This window comes from Ruminiclostridium papyrosolvens C7 (assembly GCF_000421965.1).
Lineage (GTDB): Bacteria > Bacillota > Clostridia > Acetivibrionales > DSM-1351 > Ruminiclostridium > Ruminiclostridium papyrosolvens_A.
Map to the genome: position 1 here is coordinate 37559 of NZ_ATAY01000009.1, position 15865 is coordinate 53423.

Annotated in this window: 11 protein-coding genes; 6 read left to right on the forward strand and 5 right to left on the reverse strand. The window is 38.1% G+C overall.

The features are described 5' to 3' along the window. Positions 1–12: 12 nt before the first annotated feature. Positions 13–5229 (forward strand): Ig-like domain-containing protein, encoded by a 5217-nt coding sequence (locus L323_RS22885; RefSeq protein ID WP_020813972.1) that lies wholly within the window; start codon positions 13–15, stop codon positions 5227–5229. Between the two features lie 113 nt (positions 5230–5342). On the opposite strand, the gene L323_RS22890 is transcribed toward L323_RS22885, so the two are convergent. The 4 genes from L323_RS22890 to L323_RS22905 form a co-directional block, all read right to left on the reverse strand. Beyond that, positions 5343–6191, reverse strand: coding sequence for a PIG-L deacetylase family protein (locus tag L323_RS22890; RefSeq protein ID WP_020813973.1), 849 nt, complete (start codon positions 6189–6191; stop codon positions 5343–5345). 22 nt (positions 6192–6213) lie between these two features. Continuing rightward, positions 6214–7602: an ROK family protein gene (locus L323_RS22895; protein WP_020813974.1), complete on the reverse strand. Its 1389-nt coding sequence runs from the start codon at positions 7600–7602 to the stop codon at positions 6214–6216. Positions 7603–7615: 13 nt separating this feature from the next. Further along, complete coding sequence (locus tag L323_RS22900; protein WP_020813975.1) at positions 7616–8665, reverse strand: SIS domain-containing protein; 1050 nt, start codon at positions 8663–8665, stop codon at positions 7616–7618. Between the two features lie 172 nt (positions 8666–8837). After that, a complete protein-coding gene (locus tag L323_RS22905; RefSeq protein WP_020813976.1) occupies positions 8838–9572 on the reverse strand; it encodes a GntR family transcriptional regulator in 735 nt (244 codons plus the stop codon). 619 nt (positions 9573–10191) lie between these two features. On the opposite strand from L323_RS22905, the gene L323_RS22910 reads away from it, so the two are divergent. Both L323_RS22910 and L323_RS0120415 read left to right on the forward strand, forming a co-directional pair. Beyond that, entirely contained in the window at positions 10192–11463 is a 1272-nt protein-coding gene (locus tag L323_RS22910; protein ID WP_020813977.1) for an endo-1,4-beta-xylanase, read from the forward strand. 88 nt (positions 11464–11551) lie between these two features. Then, positions 11552–11734, forward strand: a complete 183-nt coding sequence (locus L323_RS0120415) for a hypothetical protein (protein WP_031341739.1) — start codon at positions 11552–11554, stop codon at positions 11732–11734. Here L323_RS0120415 and L323_RS22915 read toward each other — a convergent pair. Beyond that, positions 11726–12643 carry a DUF4180 domain-containing protein gene (locus L323_RS22915; RefSeq protein WP_020813978.1) on the reverse strand — a complete coding sequence of 306 codons (918 nt, stop codon included), beginning with the start codon at positions 12641–12643 and terminating at the stop codon, positions 11726–11728. The two genes, L323_RS0120415 and L323_RS22915, sit on opposite strands and share 9 nt — an antisense overlap. Positions 12644–12820: 177 nt before the next feature. On the opposite strand from L323_RS22915, the gene L323_RS22920 reads away from it, so the two are divergent. The 3 genes from L323_RS22920 to L323_RS22930 all read left to right on the forward strand — a co-directional run bounded on the left by L323_RS22920 (position 12821) and on the right by L323_RS22930 (position 15837). Then, positions 12821–13855 (forward strand): restriction endonuclease, encoded by a 1035-nt coding sequence (locus tag L323_RS22920; RefSeq protein ID WP_020813979.1) that lies wholly within the window; start codon positions 12821–12823, stop codon positions 13853–13855. 109 nt (positions 13856–13964) lie between these two features. After that, positions 13965–14531 carry a DUF4256 domain-containing protein gene (locus L323_RS22925; protein WP_020813980.1) on the forward strand — a complete coding sequence of 189 codons (567 nt, stop codon included), beginning with the start codon at positions 13965–13967 and terminating at the stop codon, positions 14529–14531. Between the two features lie 226 nt (positions 14532–14757). Then, complete coding sequence (locus tag L323_RS22930) at positions 14758–15837, forward strand: hypothetical protein (RefSeq protein WP_020813981.1); 1080 nt, start codon at positions 14758–14760, stop codon at positions 15835–15837. Positions 15838–15865: the final 28 nt, after the last annotated feature.

Genomic DNA, 15865 nt, shown 5'->3' on the forward strand with positions numbered 1-15865 from the left:
AGGAGGATTATTATGTTGAAGGCTAAAAACGTAAGTAAAGTGATATCATTAACGCTGGCTACGATTATGCTATTTTCAAATTTAGCATTTGCAGCACCGTCTTCAGTTGCAGCAGCTGCCGGTTCACTAGGTACACCGTCAGGAGCTAAATATTCGCCAGTACAGCTGGATTCTGCTCCAACAAAGGAAATGGATTATTATAATACACAGACTCCGGCAGGAGTAACCTGGGTGACCGGTTCTACAGATATTAATTTTATGCCAAAGGCAGCTATAGGAGACGTTACCTGTGCTGTTAAGGATACCGATGATACATATTGGGTTGGAACTAAAAAAGGCTTGATGCGTATTAATTTTAAAGAAACTGACCAGAGAGATATTGTACAATATTTTTCAGGGCCAAGATATATGTATGGCGGAGATGACGTTGTTACCGGTGTTGCTCTGGATAATAACGGAGGAGTATGGGTAAGAAATGCAAAGGGTTCTGTCCATATCAGAATGCCTGAGAAGACAATGCAAGAAAGAACCTATGTTTATGAAAAGCTGATAAATGATATAAATGACAGACGTGGTATGGTTAGCTCCAACAACGGTTTCTCATATGATGCAGCAACTGACGAATATTATTCTTCATACGTAACAACTCAGGATAATGACGGCTTATGGACGGCTATGTATGCAATGGGAGAAATATTCAGATATCAAACCCTCAAAGCTACAGGTGCCGAAAATAAGGAAATAGCAGCAGCAAAGGCTGCAGCTGTCAGAGCTACAAAGGCGGTCCTTCTTCTGGACTTTGTTTCAGGGCGGGGAAATGGTTTCCCTTGCAGATCCTATATGCTGAAGGAAGAGGCTCCCCTTACCGGTATGTATAATAACTTTCAGACAGAAAATGGTTTCTGGTTTGAAAAAAGACTGTTAAATGAAAGTGAAGCATACCCGGATCCAATTATTGATGAAATGAAGCTTGATGGCAAAGAGCCAATAGGAATAGCAACAGTACGAATTACAAAGGATGCTATGAATAAAAAGGGATCACAGGTATTGGCCAGCTCCGACCTGTTTAATGGTCTAGGCTTAAGCCCATCTTCAATTGCTACATTTAATACTGTAAGAGATGCAGGCAATAAGCTTGGTACAGATGTTGTTTCGGGCAATGGTCAGGTTTACCCATTAATGGTTGACGGTGTTAATACAAGTCCGGCGTCAGGAAATAGTTCAGATATTGATCCTTCAAAAATCAAATTCAGATTGACAACACCGGTTTATGAAAGGATTCCTACCTTCTTCAATGATTTGTTCCCTGCTAGCGCAATTGCTGCAGATGGCTATATTGATGACTCACAGATTATATACAAAGCGGATACTTCATCTGATGAGGTTGACGGACATTATGCATTATTCCTTACTGCATACAAATACCTCTGTGATACTGCAGAAGATTCAGAACTCAAGGACATTATAGTAAAAGCTACAACAGATATGACTGACCTTATATTAAAGGATGACCATTACTATATTGTAGATGCACATGGTAAATCAACACAATGGTCAAGATGGCTTTCGGAATATTTCAATGACGGAATGGATATGATGAAAAATCAGCCTCAATGGCAGTTCAATGTAGGAGTTGATACTGAAGGAAACGACCACTTGTCATACGGTTTTGAGGATGGGCCTTTAAATGCACTTGAAGTAATGGCAGCACTTAAGACAGCGGTCTATATTGCAAAAGATGCAGACCCGGTAAAATATGCTGACAAGGTAACTACTTATGAAGCTGCCTACGACCTATGCTATGAATCCCCATATTCAGGCGGCGGAGTAAATAATGATAAAGGCTATATTAACGGCAAGGGTTACATTGATATGGCTAATGAATATTCAGAACGCAGAATCATTCGTCAGGCAACAGATGCTTACAATAATAATGATAATGTGCCCGTAACTCAATTTGAGGAGAAATTCAGAGGGAATAAAACTGCAAATGCAGTACTCCATAATGATTGGACGCAATATGTCAATTACTCCGATGAAGAGCTGGGTTGGTTCCCTGTATACTCTCTGCTGATATTGGAAACAGATCCACAGCGTAAAGCACAGATTGTTTCTGCATATGACCAATGGTATGAGAATCAGGAAGAACGAGAAGAAAATCCATTCTATACCTTCCTGTACCAACTGGCACATCCCGAAAAGACAGATGTTGATCTGAACTCAGCAGTGAGATACTTCTACCGTTCACCTCAGATCAGAAATCAATCAATGTCTGTAAGAGGTGATAGACAGGATGTATTCTTTATTGAACCTTGTGAAAGAGACAAAACTACATCTCAAACAAATTATGCACTTCCGCCTGATGAAAGAAGCATAAGTAAAAACAACTCAAATCCATTTACCAGATATCAAGGATTTACTGCCCAATCCTACAGTAATTATTCATCCGGCTCGCTGGATTGCGGAACTGTATTTACCTTATCTTACTGGTTTGGACGGTACTACGGAATGATAACAGAAAAGGCAGACGGCAAGTATTATACAAAGAAAAACCTGACTACTGAACTTACCAGCGGACAGGCAGCCAACGGCACATCTATTGATCTGGTATTAAAAGCCTCAGATAACGGAAGTCCTATTTCAAGGGTTATTGTAGATTTTTATGCTGACGGAAAATACATTGGCCGTGGAAGGACTGATGAAAATGGTGAGGCAAAATTAACAACAGATGTGAATGCCTCTTCAAGCTACTCAGCTACCACAACAGAAAGACTTGTGGGTAAAAATATGTACCTGATGGCTACAAGCTCTGCATCACCAATTAATGGAAGAATGGTAAAAATGGCTATTCCTGAGAATTGTGAAATGGTGGTAGGAGAATCCCGCTCAATTGAGACTCTTATTTTACCTGGCAGTTCCACAGACAGAACGTTGACTTGGAGCTCAAGTGACGAAACAAAAGCAGTTGTTGATAAATATGGAAGAGTTACAGCATTAGCTGCCGGAAATGTAACTATAAAAGCTGAAACTACAGTTGAAAAAATATCCTCAGAAGCAGTAATCAACATTGTTACTTCGGCAACTAAGGGAGTGGTTAATAAGTCTGCTGTATCATATACAGCAAGTAATGCTGCAACAGCAGAGGACAATCTTCAGAAGCTTGTTGACAGATACACTTTAGCGGAGGCAAGTGCAGACGTAAATGTACCTGAAGCCGTCAAGAATTATATTGCTGATACCTCTACCGGTGGGGCTACAGAGGTAACTGATGCCCAAGGCACCACATGGAAAGTGGAATCCTATGGCATCGTACGAACGCAGGCAAATGAAACAAATGACAGAGACAAGGTTCAGTATTTCATGAACGAACGTTATCTACCGGCTGGAACTATAGGTCTAATAGTTAGTGATAACAATAATGGTATTTGGGTAGTATCTGATAATGGTGTTACTCATATAAGAATGGAAACAATGTCCTATCAGGAAAAAGCTATAGTAATGAGTGATGCATCACAGAAATATGTATCCCGCAGAGGTATGGTATCGGAAGCCTTTAAAGATGCAACGTCACCAAATGGCTGGAACCCAAGGGAAACAGACAATGATGGCTTATGGACCAGTATGTATGGAGTTGGAGAATTATACAGATATGCTGAGCTGAAAAAGGCATTTGAAGCTGGAGATGCCACAGTTACACAGCAGATGGTTGATGATGCAAAGGCTGTAGCTACCAAATCAGCAGAGGCGGTCCTGCTCTTGGGTAATATATCAATGAGAACAGGTACTGTTGATGCGAAAGTACGCTATATGACCAATGATAGTAATCAAATGAGTGGAAATGCATTGCTAAAGGGCAAAGACTATGCTGTATTTTCACCTGTAGTAGGACCGGCAGGTGGAGACAGATTTGGAACAAACCACAATCAAGGTGCTCAGGATGTATTTAATCCTGTTACCCTTCTGGATTGGCTAGACCCGCGTACAGCTCCTGAAGGAACAGAGTTTGAGACCAGAAAACGCAGCTTGTCAGGATTTATAGCACGTACCTACCGTTTGGCAGGACTTGATAGCGAGGATGCTGGTGCAGGAAGCTATAATGATGGCTATTATTATGATGTAACTGGGAATACTGCCACATGTCTGGATACTACTTCAAATAAAGTAAAATGGGAGAAGCTGGCAGGAGTTACTGTGGATGCAAGTGGTACTGTTCCTGAGAGACTGGCGAAATTGTACAATACTGTAACAAATCCATTAACAGGACAACCTTTCAGTAAGGATGACATAATATATAAAGGTGACACAAGTACTGACGAATTAATAGGACACCTTTTCATATACAAGGTTGCTTATGATGTACTGGGTGCCGAAGATCCAGAGCTTAAGCAGATTATTGCTGATACTGTCAGAAATCTTGCAAAGCACTATGTTGAAAACGGATACGGCCTTAAAGACGCGACAGGACAGTCAACTACCTGGGGAAAAACTGACAGAGATTATTTCAATAACAGCTATGCATGGGAAGATTGTTCTTTAAGTGCAATGGTAGTTCTAAATGCATTTAAGCTTGCTGGTTATGTAACCGGTGAACAAAGATGGGAAGACGAATACAGAATGCTTGCACTGGAAGCTCCATATGAATATGCCAATCTTGCAGGAGAGTACTGGGAACGTTGGGTTTACTATGCAATAGAAGATGGCTGTGACGCAAACAATCAGGAAGAGATAAATGAGTGGATTCAACAGAACCTGAATTACTCTGATGAAGAGATGGCTATGCTTGCATACTATCTGATTTTCCAGATGGAAAGCGATAATACCTTATTGGAAAGATACAGAACAGGTTTAGATGCATGGTGGAATTCCATGAAATATAGTGAAAATCCACTTTGGTACTATATTTACCAGCTTGCATATCCTGAAACAATAGTGAAGGATGCTTACGGCAATAATCTTATTGATACTGCATCCTGGGCACTGAAACGTCACCCTGTCGATACCATAACCTGGAAAACCTATACTGTAGGAAGACCTGGTGTAACACAAGATGGGGAACTCTCAAAGGATGATGCTGGAAAAATCACTGTAGTACCACAGGATGAACGTAATCTGCATAAATTTAATGGAAGCACCTACGAACTTGATGGTGGTAATCCTAATAAAATGGAAGGCTCCACAACATATACACTTCCATACTGGTTAGGAAGATACCATAATATGATTGAATGATTTAGATATTAATAGGGATTTACTAATAAAAACTGCGGCTTGATAGATTATAAAAATTCTATCAAGCCGCAGTTTTTAGTTTTGATATTATTTAAAAAGATTAATTTTCTAAATTAAAGTACATTAGAAAGTCTGGTTTTAACATCTCCTTTAAATCTGTCAATGTATCCGAAGATATAATCCATTATGTCCATGTTTGGATTTTGAATTAAAGGAGTCAAATCCATTGCATACATCAGAGAAGAAGCCATATCTGTTCCGTGTGAAGCATAGTAGGTGGCATTGGCCAGCCTTCTGCCCGTTGTGGCTAAATCATATCTCTTTCCGCCACATATCTGTGAGTCAAATACGCCAAGAAGTGAGGCTGCTATATTCGGGTGTGCAGAAACATCAAATACTGCCTTTTCTTCATCATTCACCCAGTCAAGACTTCTCCATACTTCACAGCCGTACAGTTTTTCCGGCTGAACGTCAGCAGGCAGCTCTCTTAAAGCATGGATAACCTTTGTAACTACACCTAAATGTGTGTCATGCTTATCTGCAAGGTTGTGTGTATAAATAACCTTTGGGTTGGCAGCAGAAATTAAGTCTTTTAGCTCGTTAACTACATCATCATTTTTGGGGTCTTTAACATCTGCACTGGGATAGTCAAGCAGTGCCAAGGCTCCATATTCACCAACAAAGGCAGCTTTTTTCTGTTCAAGCTTTCGGACTGTTTGCATTTGTTCATCAGTATAATCGGCATACAGGCCATCCCTTGGGCTGCCTGCACCGTTTGTTACAACTACGGAATAAAACCACTTATCTTCCTTGCCGAAGCATTCCAGAATACCATCCTGCGCCATAAATTCAATGTCGTCCTGATGAGCGGATATAGCCATATGTGTAGTTCTACTAATAGCTTCATCTAATTGCTTGTTATCAGGAATATAGAATTCAGCACCTTTATTTTTAAATTTCATTTATATCACTCTCCTGTATGCGTTATAAAATGTCAGGCAGACTTGCAGCGGTAATCGATTGGCCCATACCTCTGTTTGACTCATCCGGCAAATGCAGGGATATTGCCGAGGCCAATTCCGGAAATTCTACATCCAACACTGTCCTTGCTGTGTTCAGTATAATATTCCCCCCATTTTCAGAGGTTACACCGCCAAGTACCAGTACGTGTTTTATATCATAAAAGTCAGCATAATGAGCGATTGCATAGCCGAGATAAACACCTATTGATTCAAATATGTCATTTCCACGTTGGTCTCCGTCAGAGAGAAGGTCTTGTACTGCTCTGAACTTATCGGCGGGAGTCATATTTTCTTCAAAAACAATTCCTGCATTGGAGGCGAGCTTGATAACCGAGTCCTGAGACAAATACTTGACTCCGCAGCCATAATCTCCCGACCATTCATCAACTATTGCTTCGGTATTGAAGTCTATTGGTACAAAGGCCAATTCATTCAGCCAGCCTGTAATATTTCCGTTTGAATCTATATAGCCCCCTGCTTCGCTTGTACCCATGGAAATTCCCAAGATTCTGGTATCTTTCAGTTGCATAGCTCCAGCCAGAGCTGTAACATCACCGTCGTTTGCAACTTCTAGTGGTATAGAACCCAGCTTTTCTTGAATATCAATAAACATATTACGTACCTTTTTCTCAAAAAGCTCACCGGGAACCTCTAGAAAAAGAGAAGAAATCATAATGCGGTTATTTATAAAAATACCGGCAGAGCTAACTCCCACTGCATCTACCCATGGCATACGAGTGGATGCAGATTTCAAAGCTTTTAAAATTTCGTTATAATGATAATCAGGGTTACTATTGACCTTGGGCCGCCAGAGAATCTTCTCACTGTGTACGGCATTCCCGTTTATTACAGCTGATACCTTGAGACCGCTGCCTCCTGCATCAAGACCAATACGACAGCCGTTTTGATGGCGTCCTATGGACTTTGTGTTCTCTTTAGCTTCCGGAACTTTTTCGTAGTCAGTTATCTCTACAGTAAATTGCTTTTCGTATATTTGGCCCATAAACCCTGCATCAAATTCTCTTTTTCCGCAGGGCGAATATATTTCTCTGATATATTCACCTAAATACGAAGGCCCTCCCATTATAATCTTCCAACCGCCCCATATCCATAGGAGGGACTTGACTAAACGCTCCACATATTTAAGATTTGCCTCAGCCATTTCCAAAGATTCGTCGAAAATATGAGTACTGTATCTGGAAATGAGGCCGTCACTTCGCTCAATCCCAATTGCAATCGGAACTGCTTTACCGGTTGCTTTAACAGCATTAAGAAAATAACGATTTTCAAGAGCAGCAGGACGAAACTCTTTATCTAAAACGGGAACAAATTTAGGGCTTATATTATCCATAATATGTCTCCTGTTACTTAGTAATTGTTACTTTATTAAGACCTCTGGGACAATCCGGGTTCAAACCTTTTGTCACCGACAGGGTACATGCAAACATCTGGGCTATAACCACATTATAGAACGGGGAAATCATATCATTATCGGTTTGTGGAATTTCAAAGGAACAGTTACCCATTTCCAGTACTCCCTTGTTATTGGAGATAACTATAATTTCGGCTTGGGATTCCTTCAGTTTGTTAATCATTTCAATGATATCCTTTAAAGCAGGTCCTTCGGGTGCGTATACAAAAACCGGCATATCCTTGTCAATCATAGCAAATGGGCCATGATGAAAATCAGACACTGCATAGGCTTTTGCACGAACATATGAGGTCTCCTGGATTTTCAGTGCTGCTTCAAGGGCTATAGAATAATTCATACCTCTGGTAAGAATAAAACATTCATTCATGTATAGATAACGTTCAGCCTTGTTTTTAATATGCTCGGCAGAAGTTTCAATGACTTTAGTGATGTTCTGCGGAATAAGAGACAGTTCCTTCTTCATAGCCTCATTACCGGACCATGCGGCAACCAGCAGAGCTATAAGATATAGCTGTGATGTAAATGTCTTTGTTGCAGCAACACTTTTTTCAAGACCTGCATTGCAGTAAAGATGAAACATTGATTCAGTCGCAAGGGGAGACTGAGTATCATTAGTGATACTGACAGTTGTTGCTCCGCATTTATTTGCACTTTTTATAACCTCAAGTACGTCAGCAGCCTTGCCGGACTGGGATATTCCTATTACCAGGCTATTTTTCATATTTACATTCTTGCCGTAAGTAGTAAATATTGAAGGAGCAGCCAGTGCCACCGGTATCTCCAGAGCATATTCGATAATATATTTTGCATATACTCCTGCATGATCAGAAGTACCTCTTGCTGCAATTACCACAGAGTCAATATGTTGTTTTTTCAAGTGCTCAGTTATGTTTGAGATAACAGTTTCGCTTGAACTCTTGCACCTTTCTAAAACACTTGGTTGTTCCAGTATTTCTTGCCACATTTGTGTCGTATTTGTCATAACCATTCCTCACAATCTAATGTATTTATTATAATTATATATGTATAGAGGTATATACCAGTTAATTATAATTTAGCATCTGACTGCCATAAAGTCAAGCTGATTTTATGATAAAACCAACAACGAGGCAATGTATTTCCGCCAACCTCTTCAGGTGGCGGGTAATGCTTCGTTATTGAGAGTTTTTATTATTATAAACCAAGACATTGTATTTATACTCATCAGAACGGTATTTAGAGTCTTCATAAAGTAATTTCAGGTTGGAATCAGTGTGAACAACAGAGCTGATTTTTAAAACAGGAGTTCCGGAGGCAATTTTCAGCAGTTCCTTATCTTCAACAGACGCTTTGCCTGCCTCAATGACATTTTCAAGGTAATCAATTTTATGAGAATATTCTTCTGTCAATACCTTGTACAGTGACTCTGTCAAATCATGGGTATCCAGGCTGGGGCAGTATTTTTCAGGAATGAAATTTTCTTCTATTGCTACAGGTTTGTCATTGGCAAATCTCAATCTTTTAATATTATAAACCAAATCATTTTCTTCCAGCTCCAGTATTTTTAGAATGTTATCCGGTGCTTTTATCTTTTCAAGCCTAAGAACTTTGGTCATTGGCAGCATGCCCTTGTTTCTGACAGTTTGGGAAAAACTTGTAATGTTTCTCTGTGCTATCTTGGATTTTGAAACAAAGGTTCCTTTACCTTTTTCCCTGTACAATGTGCCTTCCTGTACCAATTGTGTCAATGCCTGGCGCACAGTCATACGACTGATGCCTAAAGAGTCACTCAATTCTCTTTCAGATGGAATCAGGGAATTTTCAGCATACTCTCCACTGTTTATCTTTTCGATAATTTTGTTTTTTAGCTGATAATAAGCCGGAATAGGGCTTTTTTTATCAATATACATTTTTTCACGCCTTTATAATCTGACATATTTTATATACTACTACTTCCTCAAAAAAATATTAACATATAATCAACAAAAAGGCCAGACCGGAGTGGGACGGTCACCGAAGCCGCTACAGATTTTCTTGTTAATTCACAACATAAAAAAATAAAGGGATAATTTGAAATTGGCACCAAATATAGTATAATATAGTTACATTTAAAAGAACTACTGATAGTTACATTTTCTAATCAATTTATTTATTCGATACATCGGATATTTAATTCAAACTAACAAACAAAACTCTTATCATTGTGCCATCTTCCGTAATAGTAAAGAATATCCCTGAAAATAAAACCTATGTTTCAAAAATGAGAAGCAAAAGATGCGGATACTGCCGGTTAACCGGGTCCTTTGTGAAATCTCAAATTTGAATAAACAAGACAATTAATATGAATGGAGGTGAATGTTTAAGAAAGTTAGGTAAAGGAAGTTGATTTAACACCGGCGCAGAATTGTTTAACGCAAGATTAGCCTTGCAACCAGCGGTGGGACACAGAATATATAATCGAGCACCGGTTAGCAAGGGCAGATATGGTATCTGCAAAGTACTATATTAAAATAAGAGGAGAGTTGATTTATGAAAAAAAACAGTTTTAAATCTTTATCAGTGGCTCTTTCTGTCTTACTGACAACGCTGATGGTTAGTTCAGTGACAGTTAGTGCCGCTACTCCAACAGGTACAAGGTTAAAGGATGTTCAAAGCAGGGTTATGGTAGGAACCGAATTCTCTAGTGGTTTTTATAACAATGATTCCACATTTTTCAACACTGCCACTCCAGAATTTAATCTGGTAACTGCTGAAAATTGTATGAAATGGGATGCTTTAGAACCTTCACAAAATAGTTTTAACTTTGGCGAAGCAGATAAACTCCTGAACTGGGCGAATACTAACAAATATAAGGTTCATGGACATACGTTTGTTTGGCACAATCAAGCTCCAAGTTGGTTACAGAATTTAAATGCCAGTGCTTTGGAGTCTGCCTTGAACAATCATATTGACAAGGTTATGGGACATTATAAAGGCCAGATTCCTATTTGGGACGTAGCTAATGAAGTTTTTGAGGACAACGGAAGCTACAGAAATTCCTTCTGGTATAGAACTATGGGTAAGAGCTTTATTGAAAAAGCATTTATCCGTGCTCGTGCGGCTGATCCTTCTGCTAAGCTAGTATACAATGATTACAATCTTGAGTATACCGGTCCTAAGTCCAACGCTGCCTATGAGATGCTCAAAGACTTTAAGAGCCGGGGTATACCTGTAGACGGTATTGGGTTCCAGATGCACCTAGATATACAATACGCAATTGACTATAATGACTTCGCTAAGAATATGCAACGTTTTGCAGATTTAGGCCTTGAGATATATGTAACCGAGATGGATGTACGTGTATCCAGCAATACTAATTCGACTGAACTTCAAACTCAAGCCAGCTACTACAAGAATATCATCGAGAAATGTATGGCACAGCCTGCTGTAAAGGCTATCCAATTTTGGGGCTTCACAGATAAATATTCTTGGGTACCCGGAACATTCTCAGGAAGAGACAATGCTTTACTCTTTGATAAAAACTATAATCCAAAACCAGCTTATTATGCAGTGCAAGCAGCTCTCGCTACAGCTCCTACACCGACAGTAAAATATGGTGACCTTGACGGCAGCGGAAGTGTAGACGCTATAGATTATTCACTTCTAAAGCAATATCTGCTGGGCTCAATAACCAAATTCCCTGCTGAAAATGGTTTGGTTGCTGCAGATGTAAATGCCAGCGGAACAGTAGATGCGTTAGATTTTGCTGTTATGAAGCAATATCTGATTGGACTTATAACAAAATTCCCTGCACAAGTATAATAAAAGTTAATAAAAGCTAAAGTAGATATGCCAGTTTGCTTCAGCAGACTGGCATATTTACCTTCTTTGCTGTGAAGATATTCAGAAAGTGAGTGCAGTCCCTGAGGTAGAGACATTCTCCCAGTGGGTTGTACAGGGGAAATTGGCGGAGCTTGGAATAGAGATGAAAGTAAGCCACACTATCGAAGAAATCGGCTGCAATAAAGTTGTATGCAACGGACTCAGGTTGTTTTTTGAGTATAATTACAATCGCCTTTCTTTTCTATTTTAAAAGCCATTTTTCTACTTCTTCTTTACTTTCATACAATCTAAAATGATTACCTTTGTTGGTTTCCAGGGCCATTTCCTTAAACCTGCCTTTTTGAATTGTCTCCTGAGGAACAATAGCAGCAGCTTTTATACCATAGTTTATAAATTTTTGAATAATGTTACTGGCAACTTTTGTTTTAAGTTTAAAGAAGTCTTCTGACAAGGTTTCATAGTGTATCATAAGTGCATTTGCCTCATGTTCCCAGCATAAAGCTATCAGATCAAGTGCATCATTCTCTGTACTTATAGATTCAGTAGTAGAAATCACTTCAATATATTTTTTGCTTCCTATTTTTCTAATTTGATAGTTCATTTTTTCTTTTTCCTCCTCTACGTCATTTCCAAACAACTTCTGACGGGTTTCATGAACCCAATTAAGTTCATTTTTATAGTTTGAAATAATGTTCTCTGAAATCATTTCCCATATTAAGCTTTCTCTGGCGCTTCTGTTAGGTGAATTACGAGCACGCCTGTATTTTTCTTTCTCCATAATTAATTGAAGCTTGATTTCATTTTCATATTCTGAGAGTAACTCACTTAATTCCTGATTACTCAACATATCCGACCATGCAAACTGTACTAAAAAGGTTTTTTTAATTTCAGGAGCCTCCGGTGATGACAACAGCCACTTTTTTAGTTCTTTAAGTCCTTCTTCTGTTATCGTATATATTTTCTTTAAAGGAGAGTTATCCTGATGGATTACTTGATTAGTAACAAAATCTTCGTCTTCCAGATTGGTTAGAGCTTTGTAAATTTGATTATTGTTTCCTGACCAATACATAAAGGAGGAATCCTCAAAAATCTTTTTTAGTTCATATCCTGTTATGGGTTTCCAACTTAGTATTCCTAATATTGCTAATAGTATTGACATAATCACACCCCGTTTACAAATAACATATGTTAATAGTAACATATGTTATTTGTGAGTGTCAACTTATTAGTTTATCTCTATTTTACAATAGTTGAAAATAAACCCATGATATGCTATGTTTTGTATTAGATATAAGTTAAAAGTATAGTGTACGACTAGATTGGGGGAACTATAGTTATGGCAATATGGCTGTTTCGTGCAGGTAGTTCAGGAGAGTATGAGAACAAGTTTCTGGAAGATAATAGAGTGTATCTTACATGGGAGGAACTTAAGCTTGATTTGACAAAATTTAAAAGCAAAAAGGACTTGTATAACTATTTATTGGAGGACTACGGTGCAGAGATACCTGGACGTGCAAGAAACTGGGCTTCTCAGATTTGGCCTATTGCACATGAAATCAAAATAGGGGACTGGATAGTTCTGCCAAGCAAAATGAAGGCATCTGTACATATTGGAGAAATAACTGGCGAATATGTATTTGATAAAAAGCAAGAAGATCCATATTTCCATTATAGGGCTGTAAGGTGGTTTGCTACAGATATTCCAAGGGTAAATTTTGATCAGGACATTCTTTATTCTTTTGGAGCCTTTATGACTGTTTGCCGCATAAGTAGGAATGATGCTGAGAATAGAATAAGAGAAATGGGAAAAAATAAGTGGATGCCGAAGGAAGGAATGGAGATCAATCGTATTCAAGATGTTGAAGATGAGCTTAGTCAAGACGGCATTGATTTTGAACAGTATGCTATGGATCACATAGCAAAACACCTTATGAGAAAATTTAAAGGGCATGGTATGGCACGAATTGTTGAGGCTATATTGAAGGCAAAGGGTTATGTAACTTACCGCAGTCCGGAAGGCCCCGACAAAGGTGTTGATATCCTCGCTTCTCAAGGTCCGCTAGGCTTTGGAAGTCCTAAATTATGTATTCAGGTTAAAACAACTGATGCCCAAGTTGATAGACCGATTCTCGACCAGTTAGTAGGTACAATGCATAATTACAAAGCCGATCATGGTTTGTTGGTTTCCTGGAGTGGATTCAAAAGCTCTGTTTATAAAGAAATACCATCCCAGTTTTTTAATGTAAGGCTTTGGGATCAAAAGGAAATTATTAATGAGCTTTTGGAGAATTATGAGAAATTAGACGATGAAATAAAAGCTGAGATACCACTAAAGAGAATATGGACTTTGACATTCCCTGGCAGGGAGTAAATAATCTTGGGTATCACATCTACAAAGATTTTTTAGAAATTAATATAAATGGTAATAATGATTATATTGGTAATAAGATATATATAAAACTTCATTAGGAGATTTTACAATGATAAATGAAAAAAGAGAGTTGTTACCGGAACAGAGTGAGAAACTGCTAAAAGAATTGAAAGCTCGTTTTGAGAAAAATATGCACCGCCATAATGATACGGAATGGGCTAAGGTGCAAGCAAAACTGGAAGCAAATATTGAAAAACTGTGGGCGCTTAGTGAGATGGAAAGAACCGGCGGTGAACCGGACGTTGTCGGTTATGATAAAAAGACAGATGAATATATTTTTTGTGATTGTTCAGCAGAAAGTCCAAAAGGACGCAGAAGTGCTTGTTACGACCGTGAAGCATTGGAGTCAAGAAAAGAACATAAACCAGAATATAATGCTATCGATATGGCTGCTGAAATGGGGACTGAGCTTTTAACGGAAGAACAATACCGGGAGTTGCAAAAACTGGGGAATTTCGATATGAAAACCTCAAGCTGGGTGAAAACACCTGCTTCTATTAGAAAACTTGGAGGTGCAATTTTTTGTGATCGCCGTTATGATACAGTTTTCGTTTACCACAATGGAGCAGAGTCCTACTATTCTTCAAGAGGTTTCCGCAGCTCGTTGAGAGTTTAATTTATTCGGGAGAAATTCTTGTCCCATCAAACTTTTACAACTGAAATTACTTTTTATTTTACGTTTATTTCTCTATCATTCAATAGTCGCAAATTCCGACATTATATACAAAATATGTAACAAGTTATAAATATTGACAGTGTTTTGATATAGTGATAGCATAAAGAGAAGATTAGAAATACCGATAAAAGATAAAACAAAAGTAATTATCAGGAGGCTGTATGATATGAGTTATCAGCTATCGGAGAATAAGCTAAGAATAAATATTCAAAAGGATTTAACTACATATTTAAACTATTCCCTTCCGCTTTGTGCAATTCTCACTGACGACAGCCTGTATTCATGGTTTTATCAGCACTTTGTACAGCTTTATACTTTGACTGACGATAATGGTAACCTTTGGGTTGACTACTTAGAACATCGTGATTTTTATAGGGATGTTGCAGAAAATAAAATATATGATTATAAAAGGTTAAGTGAAGAAAAGGATATTGTTGAATTCATTATTAACAAAATAAACCAGGGATGTTATGTAATAATTTTTGTAGATGAATACTATTTACCAAAAAAATTAAGTTATATGTCAAATCACTTTTTGCACCAATTAATGGTTTACGGGTATAGTAATCAAACCGAGACTTTAATGACAATTGCTTTTAATGAGAAAGGCGTGTTTACAAGTAATGAATATACCTACAAAATACTTAATCAAGCATACGAATTAGGAAAAGAAAACTATCAATCCTCACCAGTGTGGGTCTTAAATGAAACTGCAGAGATTATCAAACCTAAAAATAATATAGAGACGTATAATTTTAAATTGGATTTATTTCTGGAGGAATTGAAGATTTATTTATCGGGTGATGGAAATTATTCCATGATACGTCCAAATAATCTTGAGACAAATGGAAGGCAGGCATCATTTAATTTTAAAGTGCATGATGAATTAATTCTTCATTTAAACGACTTAATCCAAGGAAAGAATACTATGGATTTTAGATATATGCACTTAATGTTCGAGCATAAATCAATCATGCATAAACGACTTGAGTATATAGTTTCACATTTTAATTCCAGTGAAATATTAGTAATGCTTATTCGGGAATATTCAGGAGTAGTAAAAAAAGCACTTTATGCAAGAAATCTTTTTTTAAAGCACAGTGTTATAGCTCAAGGGGGCAGTGACAACGAGTCATACAAGACTGAACTATTACTTAAGATAATAGATACAATTTGTCTGGTTAAGGAGCAAGAAGAGAAGATACTAACCAATATTTATGACGAGCTGAAGAATATAAACATATAATCTGCTTCAAAATATTCTTCAGCTCGTG

What these genes read in the sequence shown, in the direction of transcription:
- L323_RS22885 (WP_020813972.1), top strand. Translation starts at nt 13, where the DNA reads ATGTTGAAGGCTAAAAACGTAAGTAAAGTGATATCATTAACGCTGGCT.
- L323_RS22890 (WP_020813973.1), bottom strand. Translation starts at nt 6,191, where the DNA reads ATGAAATTTAAAAATAAAGGTGCTGAATTCTATATTCCTGATAACAAG.
- L323_RS22895 (WP_020813974.1), bottom strand. Translation starts at nt 7,602, where the DNA reads ATGGATAATATAAGCCCTAAATTTGTTCCCGTTTTAGATAAAGAGTTT.
- L323_RS22900 (WP_020813975.1), bottom strand. Translation starts at nt 8,665, where the DNA reads ATGACAAATACGACACAAATGTGGCAAGAAATACTGGAACAACCAAGT.
- L323_RS22905 (WP_020813976.1), bottom strand. Translation starts at nt 9,572, where the DNA reads ATGTATATTGATAAAAAAAGCCCTATTCCGGCTTATTATCAGCTAAAA.
- L323_RS22910 (WP_020813977.1), top strand. Translation starts at nt 10,192, where the DNA reads ATGAAAAAAAACAGTTTTAAATCTTTATCAGTGGCTCTTTCTGTCTTA.
- L323_RS22915 (WP_020813978.1), bottom strand. Translation starts at nt 12,643, where the DNA reads ATGTCAATACTATTAGCAATATTAGGAATACTAAGTTGGAAACCCATA.
- L323_RS22920 (WP_020813979.1), top strand. Translation starts at nt 12,821, where the DNA reads ATGGCAATATGGCTGTTTCGTGCAGGTAGTTCAGGAGAGTATGAGAAC.
- L323_RS22925 (WP_020813980.1), top strand. Translation starts at nt 13,965, where the DNA reads ATGATAAATGAAAAAAGAGAGTTGTTACCGGAACAGAGTGAGAAACTG.
- L323_RS22930 (WP_020813981.1), top strand. Translation starts at nt 14,758, where the DNA reads ATGAGTTATCAGCTATCGGAGAATAAGCTAAGAATAAATATTCAAAAG.